Genomic DNA, 11,223 nt, shown 5'->3' on the forward strand with positions numbered 1-11,223 from the left:
GATGCTATTGTTGCAGAAGATAACCAGGTTTTTGATGTTGGCGATGTAAAAGTAAAAGTGTTACATACTCCCGGTCATACAATGGAAAGCACTACTTATTTAATTATAGACGAAAACGGCAGGGAACATGGCCTCATTACCGGCGATACATTATTTATAGGGGATGTTGGCAGGCCTGACCTGGCACAACATGTTGTGGCGGAACTTACAGAAACAAAATTGGCCGGCTACCTGTTCGATTCACTCAGAAATAAGATTATGCCCTTAAGCGATGATTTAATAGTTTATCCTAATCACGGAGCAGGAAGCGCTTGTGGCAAAATGATGAGCAAAGAAACCACAGATACACTCGGACACCAGAAGAAAGTAAACTATGCATTGAATCCATCTCTCACAAAAGAGGAATTTATTAAAGTATTACTGACAGGATTAACGCCACCGCCCGGATACTTTCCTCAAAATGTTTTGATGAATATTAAAGGTTACGAAAGCCTGGATACGATTATGGAAAGAGGCAGGAAACCAATGGCCGTGGCTGAATTTGAAGTAACCGCTGATGAAACAGATGCTCTTGTTTTAGATACCAGGGATGCAGCGACATTTGCAAAAGGCTTTATTCCCAACAGCGTCAACATTGGTATTGATGGAAACTTTGCACAATGGGTTGGCGAAATGATTCCTGATGTAAAACAAAAAATACTTTTAGTAACCGAGACCGGCAGGGAAGAAGAATCTATTATTCGTTTATCAAGAGTTGGGTATGATTTTACACTTGGTTATTTAAAAGACGGATTCAATTCATGGAAAAATGCGGGTAAAGAATATGAAACAATTACCAGGATGAGCGCCGGGGAATTTGAAAAAAAATACACAACAGAAAGGCCATTAATAATTGACATAAGAAGAAAGAGCGAATTTGATTCAGAACATGTAATAGGCGCCCTTAACATCCCGCTAAACCAGATCAACAACAATTTGGCTTCTTTTCCAAAAGATAAACCGTTTGTATTGTATTGCAACAGTGGTTACAGAACTATGATCGCAGCTTCAATTCTTAAACAAAGAGGCTGGGATAATTTCGAAGACGTATCCGGCGGGTTTAAAGAGATTGCAAAAACCAGTGTTCCGCGAACAGAATATGTTTGTCCCACCACTTTGTTATAGATCGGGAAATTAGTCTCTCAAACGACACCCCTGGTTTACAGCCGGGGTTTTTTATGACGTAAATTTGTGTGAGCAATTTTCCAGTGAAACAAATGTTACCTAATTAACCGGTAACTATAAGCATATTTGCAAAATAATTTAAAGAAGGCTATTATGAACATAGAACAAATTTATACCGGCTGCCTTGCACAAGGTGCTTACTATATCACATCTAAAGGTGAGGCCGCTATAGTTGATCCGCTTCGTGAAACTGATCCATATATTAAAAGATTACAAAAGGACGGTGTCACATTGAAGTACGTTTTTGAAACTCATTTTCATGCCGACTTTGTAAGCGGCCATGTTGACTTAAGTAAAAAAACAGGTGCTCCCATTGTTTACGGTCCCAATGCCGCTTGTGAATTTGAATGTGTTTCTGCAAAAGATGGCGAAGAATTTAAGGTGGGTGATGTAACTATTAAAGTATTGCATACGCCTGGCCATACCATGGAAAGTACTACTTATCTCTTAAAAGACGAGAGTGGCAAAGACTATGCAATTTTTAGCGGTGACACCTTGTTCCTGGGAGATGTAGGTCGCCCCGACCTTGCGCAAAAAGCTGCACACATGACGCAGGAAGAGTTAGCTGGTTTGTTATATGATAGTTTAATGAATAAAATAATGCCTTTGGCAGATGATGTAATTGTTTATCCTGCACACGGCGCCGGCAGTGCTTGTGGTAAAAATATGATGAAGGAAACTGTTGATACTTTGGGCAACCAGAAGAGAGTAAATTATGCGCTAAATCAACCCAACAAAGAAGCGTTTATTAAAGCCGTTACAGAAGGATTACTTCCACCTCCGGCATATTTTGGTTTAAATGTGGCAATGAATAAAAAAGGTTACGAAAGTTTTGAGTCTGTATTAAATCATGGAATGAAAGCATTGTCGCCTGACGAATTTCAAGCGGCAGCAGAAAACACCGAAGCATTAATTCTGGATACAAGAAATGCTGAAGATTTTTATAAAGGGTTTATTCCACAATCTGTAAATATTGGTCTGAATGGAGATTTTGCGCCGTGGGTTGGAGCCTTAATTGTTGATGTAAAACAGCCCCTGCTGCTGGTAACTGAAGAGGGTAAAGAAGAAGAAACCGTGACCCGTTTAAGCCGTGTTGGTTTTGATAATGTGCTGGGACATTTAAAAGGAGGCTTTGCAGCGTGGCTGGAAGCAGGTAAAGAGGCTGATGTTGTTGACAGGATTACTGCTGATCAATTTGCTAATGAAGTGGAAATACCGAAAGATAAAGTGATTGATATCAGGAAGGAAACTGAATATGCAGCAGAACATGTTGAAGAAGCTTACAATAAACCTTTGGATTACATTAATGAATGGATCAAAGACATCAACCCGCAGGAACATTTTTACATTCATTGCGCCAGCGGCTATAGAAGTATGGTGGCCGCGTCGATTTTGCAGGCAAGGGGTTACAGAAATTTTACTGAAGTAGGAGGCGGCTTTAAGGCAATAAGTGAGACAACTCTGCCGAAAACAAATTTTGTTTGCCAGACTAAGGTGTTGAAAGCGTAAGGTAAATTTTCGTGCAACAATAGACGTTAGATACATCAGAATTTATTGCTTAGTCAATCGGGGAGAAACTACAAACATTCCCAATATAATTATGGCCTTCATAAACTTCAATAGACGAATAATAAAAAAGATTCTAAACTATATATTAATTGCATTTCTTCTTTTCATTATTATAAGCCCTAATGGCAAGGCCTGGGTTTTACGGCAATTTATTTCAGTTGGTTTGTTTAAAGCTGAAATAAAAAAAGATGCCGTTAAAGATTTGCCCGAAAATTCTTCCTTCTCGTTTGTGGATTCAAAGGGTAATATCCATAACACATCTGTGCTGAAAGGCAAAGTAGTTTTTATAAATTTTTGGGCATCCTGGTGCCCGCCATGCAGGGCAGAAATGCCTTCCATAAACGAACTCTATAAAAAATTGCAAAGCGATACCAATGTTGTCTTTCTTTTTATTAATGAAGATGATGACAGATCGAAAGCAGATGCCTATTTAGAGAACAATCATTTTTCATTCCCAATTTTTTATACTTCCGGGAATGTGCCTGGAGAAATTTTTGCAGGTACGCTGCCCACGACTATTGTTCTTGACAAACGAGGAAAAATAGTTTTAAAGCATGAAGGCCTTGCGGGTTATAATACTGATTCATTCATTAGCCAGTTGAAAGGGCTTCAATAATACTTTCTTCGCAAAAATTATATCTTATGAAAAACATTTTGTAATACCGTAACAAAAGTTACCATTTGTAATGTTGAAGAATTTTACCTTTATAAAAATTTAAATTACGAATGGCAACTATTCAACTCACCACGCAAGACTTTAAGGAAAAAGTATTTAATTACGAAACGGAACAAGATTGGAAATACCAGGGCACATTGCCGGCTATTATAGATTTTTATGCCGACTGGTGCGGTCCCTGTAAAATGGTTGCACCGGTGCTGGAAGATCTTTCAAAAGAATATGAAGGCAGGCTGCTTATTTATAAAGTGAATACTGATGTGGAGCAGGAGCTCTCTGCAGTGTTTGGTATACAGAGTATACCCACTATTCTTTTCATCGATTCAGATGGCGAACCAAGCATGCAACCAGGTGCCTTCCCGAAACATGTTTTCAAAAAAGTAATTGAAGAGAATTTACTGGCTCCGGTTAAAATATCGGAATAAAACATTCGGCTAATCAGTTACAGATATATTAATAATAACAGCCTGCATACAATACGCGGGCTGTTTTACTTTTACAGAAACATTGAAAATGCCTCGTCGCATTAAATCTTTAGTACTTGTAGTCCTGCAGTTTGTTTTTATATTTCTGTTACTAACGGGCTCGCAGCTACGCCAACTTTGGTGGTTGCCTGCAATCTTCATTCTACTATCGGTTCTTTTGGTACTCTGGGCAATAGCATCCATGCAAAAAAGTAAATTGAGAATTTTGCCTTTACCTTCATCCGGCGCAACATTAATTACCCATGGGCCATACCATTTTATCCGCCATCCCATGTATACATCCATTTTACTTGGAACCTCGGGTTTATTAATTAATCATTTCAACTGGATGCGATTAACTCTCTTCATCGCCCTTGCTTCGGTTTTAATTATTAAACTTACCTGGGAAGAAAAAATGTTACTGCAAAAGTTCGGATCATATAAAAATTATATGGCTAATACTTCAAGGTTGTTCCCATTCATATTTTGAATGGATGTGATTAAAATCTTTTACCGTCATAAGTCAATTATGTCTTTATCAATATTCCCACAAAGCCACGGAGAACACCAGGTAAAATGCTTTGTGATCTTAGTGTCTTTGTGGGATAACCGACATTTTGAATTTGACACAACATTAGCAATTGCCTTTGAAGTATGTAACAAAAGTTGCCATACTGCCGATAATAAGAATATAGATTTACGGGAACAAACTTTAAAAACAAACGATATGCCTGGTAAAAAAATTCTCATTGTCGGGGGAGGCAATGCCGGTCTCTCCGTAGCTGCAAAACTCTTGCGCAAAGACAAAAATTTACAGATAAATATTATTGATCCATCAGAAAAACATTATTATCAGCCTGCCTGGACGCTGGTGGGGGCCGGTATTTTTGATGTTAATAAAACAGTGCGAAACGAGAGGGATGTTATTCCGAAGGGAGCCACCTGGATAAAAGATGCAGTTGAAAAATTTATTCCCGGAGAAAATAAAGTTGTTTGCAAAAGTGGCGCCTCCTATGAATACGACGCCATGGTTGTTTGCCCCGGCATACAACTAGACTGGGATAAAATAAAAGGCCTGAAAGAAACGCTTGGAAAAAATAATGTGAGTTGTAATTATTCATTTAATGTAGCACCTTATACGTGGCAAATGATAAAAAATTTTAAGGGAGGCACCGCTGTTTTTACGAATCCTTCAAGCCCAATCAAATGTGGAGGTGCGCCGCATAAGATTATGTATCTCGCCTGCGACTATTGGCGCAAACAGGGTATCCTGGATAAATGTAGTGTGCATTACTTATCAGGTGCAGGAACCATATTTGCCGTAAAGGAATATGCCGATACTCTTACTGAAGTGGTAAAAGCTGATAATATAAATCCACACTTTGGAGTGAACGTAAATGAAATTGATGGCAATAATAAAATAGTTTATTATGAAGAAAAAAATCGTGACGGAATTGTTGAACATAAAGAAATGAAATTCGACATGTGTCATGCAGTGCCGCCACAATCCGCTCCCGATTTTATTAAAAACAGCCCACTCTCGGATTCGAATAGCCCTTACGGTTATGTGGATGTAAATAAGAATACAATGCAGCATGTGCGTTATGCCAATATTTTTGCGTTAGGGGATTGTACCAATGCTCCATGCAGCAAAACGGGCGCGGCTATACGCAAACAAGCGCCTGTGGTTGTTCAGAATTTGATAGCATTTTTAGCCAATGAAAAAATAGATGGAAATTACAGCGGGTATAGCGCCTGTCCGATTCCAACCAAATACGGAAAGCTAATGATGGCTGAGTTTGATTACACGAACACACCAACTATGTCATTCCCGTTTGATCAAACAAAGCCAAGATGGTCCATGTGGATATTAAAAACAAAATTGCTGCCTTGGTTTTACTGGCATAAAATTTTAAAAGGAACTGCCTGATTAAAATAGTTAACCATTGATTTTTGGTTTAATATGCCGGCTTATTGTAACAAAAGTTACCACGGCCGGAAGAGGCATTAACTATCTTAGTAAAAAATTAATTTATATGAAAAAGAACGTTGGATATGCAGACCGGATTGTACGTTTGTTGATTGCGGCATTAGCTGCTTTTTTATACTATACCAATGTTGTTACAGGAACCTTCGGTATTGTAATATTAATTGTGGGTGGCATATTGCTATTAACAAGCCTTGTAGGAACTTGCCCGTTATATTTGATGCTTGGTTTAAATTCCTGTCCCGCAAAGAAATAGCACAAGGGGTTTCAAAAAAATATTTTTACTGTAGTTTCAAAAGACTTAGAGAGTCAAACGTGAACGGGTGTACGAATTATTAATCCTGCAATGCAAGAGTTTTTTGCTTTACGTTTTTCGTGAGGTTGATCTCGGCAGTGCAGGATTTCCATAAATTATATCCGCCGGAAAGATTCTTCACTTTGTTGAATCCGTTTTGTTTCAGGATTCTTTGCGCCAGGTATCCTCTCAATCCTGCTTCACAATAAATATAAATGTTTTTGTCTCTTGGTATTTCATCCAACCTGTTTCTAATTTCGTCTATGGGTATGTTGACTGCATTGGCTAATTTACCATCATTATATTCATCTTCCCTGCGTACGTCCAATAAAAATTCGTCGGCTTTTATACTGTCAAGTTCGTCCCAGTAAAATATTTTTAATCTTTCCAGCAAAATATTTTCAGCAACAAAACCCGCCATGTTAACAGGATCTTTTGCAGAAGAATAGGGGGGTGCATAGGCATGCTCAAATTCAACCAGGTCATAAATGGTTTTACGCTGCTTAATAAATGAAGATAGAATATCAAGGCGTTTATCAACTCCGTGATAGCCTGCAATTTGGGCACTCAACAAACGCCCATCGTTAGGTGAAAATGCAATCTGGATGGTCATTCTTTGGGCATCAGGGTAATATCCTGCATGCGAAAGATTACTTGTTGTTGAAACAATATGATCAATGTTAGCAGCTTTTAAATGTTTCGACGCTGTTCCTGCGGTACCCACTGTCATATCAAAAACCTTTACGATTGCCGTGTTAATAGAACCATGATATTTTTGAACATTGCCCAACACAACATTGTTAGCGCAAATGCGGCCTTGCTTATTTGCCGGGCCTGCCAGGTAAGTGATCATCGATTGACCCGTAATTGGATTTTCAAATTCAATGGCGTCCCCAACGGCGTAAATATCGGGGTCGGAGGTTTGTAAATATTCATTTACCCAAATACCGCGGGCAGTGCCGGTTTTAAGCCCTGCCTGAACTGCCAGTCTCGTATCTGGCCGCACACCTATTGAAAGCATCGCTATATCTGCGGTTACTACATCACCATTATTTAACGAAACTCCTATTTGATCGCTATTTTTCTCAAAGCCTGTAACGGCAACGTTTAAACGCAAATCAACACCTTTGGAACGTATATGTTGCAGAACGATTGATGCGATGGGAAAATCAACCGGGGCAAGAATTTGATTGCCCATCTCAATAATGGTCACATCCAGGCCGAGGTCATGAAAGTTTTCTGCCATTTCCAGCCCGATAAATCCTGCGCCAATTACTACCGCTTTTTTTATATGTTTTTGCTGTACATAACTTTTTATATAATCCGTGTCTTTCACATTTCGTAATGTAAAAATGCCTTCGCTGAAAATGCCAGGCAACGGAGGGCGTATCGGTTCGGCACCCGGCGACAAGATTAATTTATCATAGGTTTCTTCGTATAACCTGCCGCTTGTTTGCTCAAGAACGGTCACCGTTTTTTTAGCCGGATTGATGGATGTTACTTCAGTCGTTGTCCTTACATCGATATTGAAGCGTCTATTAAAAGAAGTTGCTGTTTGCACAAAAAGCTTATTGCGGTCTTTAATAACATCCCCGATGTAGTAGGGCAGTCCGCAATTTGCATAGGAAATATATTCTCCCTTTTCAAAAATGATGATTTCTGCGTGTTCATCCAGTCTTCTTAATCTTGCCGCCGAGCTTGCGCCACCCGCTACTGCACCTACTATTATGTATTTCATGTTTCTTGTGAATTCGTTTTAGTGCGATTTAATAAATAGTTGAGTTTATCTTTTCTGTTGGGTTTGTCTGTATCAGTAAGCGATAAAAATGTTGACATTGGAAATGTAGAACTAACTGAAGTGATAAACGAAAACTATATTGGTTTGCCGGCATTGTATTTAGGTCAAAACAATACTTTTTTTTCAAAACTAGCTCACAGAAAACGGAGCTATTGTAACATTTATTACACAAATTTTCATTAGGTGTGGGTTTGGGGAACAATCATATTTCAGCATGATGCGGATCATTGCAGGCAGAGACTAATGTCATATTAAAATGACATAATCGGCCTGAATTTTACATCGCAAATTTTAATTAAAAATAAACGAAATGAAAAATCTTGTAATACTCGGAGCGGGAACCGGCGGCACAATTATGGCGAATCATTTACATCATCATTTAAAAGAACCCGATTGGCAAATAACGATTATAGATGAACGTAAAGAACATTATTATCAGCCAGGATATCTTTTTCTTCCTTTTGATATTTATGCTCCCGAAGACATTATAAAGACTGTTGAGGAATTTATTCCAAAAGAAGTTAAGCTAATAAAGAAAAAAATAGATCGTATCGTTCCAACGATTAATAAAATTCACCTGGACGACGGAGAAGAACTAGACTATGATGTTTTGATAATCGCCACAGGTGCTAAAATCGCCCCGGAAGAAATAGAGGGAATGAAGGGTGATGAATGGCAGAAATCTGTTTTTGATTTTTATACGTTCGAAGGCGCTCTCGCTTTGCGAAATAAATTAAGAGATTGGGAAGGTGGTAAACTGGTGGTGCATATAACAGAGATGCCGATTAAATGCCCGGTGGCTCCGCTGGAGTTTGCTTTTTTGGCTGACTCATTTTTTAAGCACAAACATATGCGGAATAAAGTAGACATAACTTATGTAACACCTTTAAGCGGTGCATTTACAAAACCAAAAGCCAACGAAGCGCTCGATCATTTGCTTGAAGAAAAAAATATAAATGTTGAGAGTGATTTTGCAATTGAGCATGTGGACAATGAAACGAGAGAGATTGTGGACTATGGGGGAAAGAGAATTCCATTTGATTTATTAGTAACGGTGCCCACCAATAAAGGAGACGATTTAATAGAAAGATCAGGTATGGGTGATGAGTTAAATTATGTACCTGCTAATAAAGCAACGCTGCAATCGAAAGAATACGAAAACATTTTTGTGATAGGAGATGCGAGCAATATACCTGCTTCCAAAGCCGGCTCTGTTGCGCACTTTGAAGCGGAGATACTAACTGACAATATTTTACTTTATTTAAAAGGAGAACCATTAAAAGAAGAGTTTGACGGACATGCAAACTGCTTCATTGAAACAGGTAACGGTAAAGCATTGCTGATAGATTTTAACTATACACACGAACCTGTTGAAGGAAGTTTTCCATTCCCCGGCATTGGCCCTTTGCGTTTGCTGAAGGAAAGCAGGATGAATCATATGGGTAAGCTTGCTTTCAGATGGATCTATTGGAATGTTTTATTGAAAGGAACACATATACCTTTTGTTTCTGCAACCATGTCGGAGAATGGAAAACATTATGAAAAAGCAAAGGCCGTTGCTAATTAAATTATTAAATCATCATTTAAAAAAACAAATATGGAAAGGACAATAGCCGGTAAATCAATAACCGTAAACGAAGAAGGATACTTAAAAGATTTTAGCCAGTGGGATGATAAAGTTGGCGAAGCCTTAGCTGCGGAATCTGGCATCGCTTTAACTCCAAGACATTGGGAAGTTTTAAAGTATCTGCAAAATGAACAAAAAAACCAGGTAGCGCTAAGTATCCGGCGTGTTGGAAAAAGTGGTGTGGTAGATATTAAAGAGTTCTATCAATTATTTCCGAATGCGCCATTAAAAACAGCAACAAAAATTGCCGGTATACCTAAGCCTGCAAGTTGTATTTAAAAAAATAAATTCTGTCAATTATGTACGAAGAAAATGAAGCAACGGCGACGCTTGAAAAAAGTTATGTTGCATTTAAACCTGAAAATAAAGGAGCGATAAAAAAGATGATGATCATCTTATCCAAGGGCACACTTGAAAATGTGTACGCTGCTTTTGTATTAGCCAACGGAGCAAGAATGGAAGGCATAGAAGCGGAGATGTTCTTTACGTTTTTTGGGTTGGAAGCAATTCATAAAAAGAAACTGGAACATTTACATGTAGCCACTGTAGGAAATCCTGCAATGCACATGCCCACCATGCTGGGCGGCTTGCCTGGTATGGAAGCCCTGGCAACTCACATGATGAAAAAAGAAATGGAAAAAATTGATATGCCGGATATACTGGAGTTTTTGGATATTCTGTCTGCTTCCGGCGTAAAGTTATGGGCATGCAAATTAGCCATGGATATGTTTCACTACAAGAAAGAAGATTTGTATGACGGTATCGATGATGTAATTACTGTAGGTGATTTTTATAAAGAGAGTGCAGGTGAAGGAGTGCACATGCTGTTTATATAAACAGTAACATCTTGCATTCGTATAGTTATAGTCAAATCAATGATTTGATTCAATTACCACTGCAGTTTATGCAGATTTAAAAAATAACATTTATGAAAAAGATAATAACAACTTTTGGATTAGGCATATTGCCATTTATTTTACTGGCACAGGCAGGGCATATAATGCAAGGCGTGGGTGCCACAAATATGTCGATGGGTGGAGCAGCTACGGCACAGCCAATCGATATTAACGGAGCATTGCAATGGAATCCTGCAGGTCTTTCTGCATTTGATTCAAAGATAATTTCCGCAAATGCGGGTCTGTTTTTTTCTTCACCGGTTTTGTCCTCTACCGTGCCCACTCAAAACGGTTCGGTAAGTGGTGTTACAAAAGATGCAAGGGGAGTTTCTGTCATGCCAGCTCTTGCAATGGTATGGGGCAAAAAAGATAGTAAACATACATTTGGTGTGTCAGCATTTGGAATAAGTGGTTTCGGCGTCACCTTTCCGCAAAGCAATTCGAATCCTATTAACATGCCTCAAAGCTCAGGAGGCTTCGGACGTATACAATCAGATTACCAGCTACTCCAGGTAGGTCTTGCATATTCATACAAAATTTCAAAACAATTTTCTATCGGGCTGCAACCTAATTTTGACTATGCCACAATAAAACTGGCTCCCAATCCGCTCGCCTCACCCAGCCAAACACTTGGATACCCCGTTAGTAATAAGGCAACTGCAGTAGGATTTGGCGGACAGGTTGGCA

Annotated in this window: 13 protein-coding genes; 11 read left to right on the forward strand and 2 right to left on the reverse strand. The window is 38.8% G+C overall.

Going from position 1 to position 11,223, the window contains the following annotated elements:
* From ACO1O5_RS16775 to trxA, 4 genes are all read left to right on the forward strand, one after another.
* A partial coding sequence (locus ACO1O5_RS16775) for a rhodanese-like domain-containing protein (protein ID WP_486272254.1) occupies positions 1-1,164 on the forward strand: 1,164 nt, incomplete at its 5' end.
* A 153-nt stretch (positions 1,165-1,317) separates the two neighbouring features.
* A complete protein-coding gene (locus ACO1O5_RS16780; RefSeq protein WP_486272256.1) occupies positions 1,318-2,733 on the forward strand; it encodes an MBL fold metallo-hydrolase in 1,416 nt (471 codons plus the stop codon).
* Between the two features lie 91 nt (positions 2,734-2,824).
* Complete coding sequence (locus tag ACO1O5_RS16785; protein ID WP_486272258.1) at positions 2,825-3,409, forward strand: TlpA family protein disulfide reductase; 585 nt, start codon at positions 2,825-2,827, stop codon at positions 3,407-3,409.
* 110 nt (positions 3,410-3,519) lie between these two features.
* Complete coding sequence (trxA, locus tag ACO1O5_RS16790; RefSeq protein ID WP_486272260.1) at positions 3,520-3,894, forward strand: thioredoxin; 375 nt, start codon at positions 3,520-3,522, stop codon at positions 3,892-3,894.
* 9 nt (positions 3,895-3,903) lie between these two features.
* Here trxA and ACO1O5_RS16795 read toward each other — a convergent pair whose 3' ends face one another.
* Positions 3,904-4,239, reverse strand: coding sequence for a hypothetical protein (locus ACO1O5_RS16795; RefSeq protein WP_486272276.1), 336 nt, complete (start codon positions 4,237-4,239; stop codon positions 3,904-3,906).
* On the opposite strand from ACO1O5_RS16795, the gene ACO1O5_RS16800 reads away from it, so the two are divergent.
* The 3 genes from ACO1O5_RS16800 to ACO1O5_RS16810 all read left to right on the forward strand — a co-directional run bounded on the left by ACO1O5_RS16800 (position 4,136) and on the right by ACO1O5_RS16810 (position 6,176).
* Positions 4,136-4,423 (forward strand): methyltransferase family protein, encoded by a 288-nt coding sequence (locus ACO1O5_RS16800; RefSeq protein ID WP_486272275.1) that lies wholly within the window; start codon positions 4,136-4,138, stop codon positions 4,421-4,423. The genes ACO1O5_RS16795 and ACO1O5_RS16800 overlap by 104 nt on opposite strands.
* A gap of 39 nt (positions 4,424-4,462) precedes the next feature.
* Positions 4,463-5,863, forward strand: a complete 1,401-nt coding sequence (locus ACO1O5_RS16805; RefSeq protein ID WP_486272262.1) for an NAD(P)/FAD-dependent oxidoreductase — start codon at positions 4,463-4,465, stop codon at positions 5,861-5,863.
* 106 nt (positions 5,864-5,969) lie between these two features.
* Positions 5,970-6,176, forward strand: coding sequence for a YgaP family membrane protein (locus tag ACO1O5_RS16810; RefSeq protein WP_486272264.1), 207 nt, complete (start codon positions 5,970-5,972; stop codon positions 6,174-6,176).
* Positions 6,177-6,255: 79 nt separating this feature from the next.
* Here ACO1O5_RS16810 and ACO1O5_RS16815 read toward each other — a convergent pair whose 3' ends face one another.
* A complete protein-coding gene (locus tag ACO1O5_RS16815) occupies positions 6,256-7,953 on the reverse strand; it encodes an FAD-dependent oxidoreductase (RefSeq protein WP_486272266.1) in 1,698 nt (565 codons plus the stop codon).
* A gap of 370 nt (positions 7,954-8,323) precedes the next feature.
* On the opposite strand from ACO1O5_RS16815, the gene sqr reads away from it, so the two are divergent.
* From sqr to ACO1O5_RS16835, 4 genes are all read left to right on the forward strand, one after another.
* Complete coding sequence (gene sqr / locus ACO1O5_RS16820; RefSeq protein WP_486272267.1) at positions 8,324-9,580, forward strand: type III sulfide quinone reductase, selenoprotein subtype; 1,257 nt, start codon at positions 8,324-8,326, stop codon at positions 9,578-9,580.
* 30 nt (positions 9,581-9,610) lie between these two features.
* Positions 9,611-9,919, forward strand: coding sequence for a TusE/DsrC/DsvC family sulfur relay protein (locus ACO1O5_RS16825; protein WP_486272269.1), 309 nt, complete (start codon positions 9,611-9,613; stop codon positions 9,917-9,919).
* A gap of 20 nt (positions 9,920-9,939) precedes the next feature.
* Positions 9,940-10,476 (forward strand): DsrE/DsrF/DrsH-like family protein, encoded by a 537-nt coding sequence (locus ACO1O5_RS16830; protein ID WP_486272271.1) that lies wholly within the window; start codon positions 9,940-9,942, stop codon positions 10,474-10,476.
* Between the two features lie 92 nt (positions 10,477-10,568).
* Positions 10,569-11,223 (forward strand): OmpP1/FadL family transporter (locus tag ACO1O5_RS16835; protein WP_486272273.1); only part of this gene is annotated, 655 nt, incomplete at its 3' end.

This window comes from Ginsengibacter sp., assembly GCF_057362405.1.

What these genes read in the sequence shown, in the direction of transcription:
- ACO1O5_RS16810 (WP_486272264.1), top strand. Translation starts at nt 5,970, where the DNA reads ATGAAAAAGAACGTTGGATATGCAGACCGGATTGTACGTTTGTTGATT.
- ACO1O5_RS16785 (WP_486272258.1), top strand. Translation starts at nt 2,825, where the DNA reads ATGGCCTTCATAAACTTCAATAGACGAATAATAAAAAAGATTCTAAAC.
- ACO1O5_RS16815 (WP_486272266.1), bottom strand. Translation starts at nt 7,953, where the DNA reads ATGAAATACATAATAGTAGGTGCAGTAGCGGGTGGCGCAAGCTCGGCG.
- ACO1O5_RS16795 (WP_486272276.1), bottom strand. Translation starts at nt 4,239, where the DNA reads ATGGATGTATACATGGGATGGCGGATAAAATGGTATGGCCCATGGGTA.
- trxA (WP_486272260.1), top strand. Translation starts at nt 3,520, where the DNA reads ATGGCAACTATTCAACTCACCACGCAAGACTTTAAGGAAAAAGTATTT.
- ACO1O5_RS16830 (WP_486272271.1), top strand. Translation starts at nt 9,940, where the DNA reads ATGTACGAAGAAAATGAAGCAACGGCGACGCTTGAAAAAAGTTATGTT.
- ACO1O5_RS16805 (WP_486272262.1), top strand. Translation starts at nt 4,463, where the DNA reads ATGTCTTTATCAATATTCCCACAAAGCCACGGAGAACACCAGGTAAAA.
- ACO1O5_RS16825 (WP_486272269.1), top strand. Translation starts at nt 9,611, where the DNA reads ATGGAAAGGACAATAGCCGGTAAATCAATAACCGTAAACGAAGAAGGA.
- ACO1O5_RS16800 (WP_486272275.1), top strand. Translation starts at nt 4,136, where the DNA reads ATGCAAAAAAGTAAATTGAGAATTTTGCCTTTACCTTCATCCGGCGCA.
- ACO1O5_RS16780 (WP_486272256.1), top strand. Translation starts at nt 1,318, where the DNA reads ATGAACATAGAACAAATTTATACCGGCTGCCTTGCACAAGGTGCTTAC.
- sqr (WP_486272267.1), top strand. Translation starts at nt 8,324, where the DNA reads ATGAAAAATCTTGTAATACTCGGAGCGGGAACCGGCGGCACAATTATG.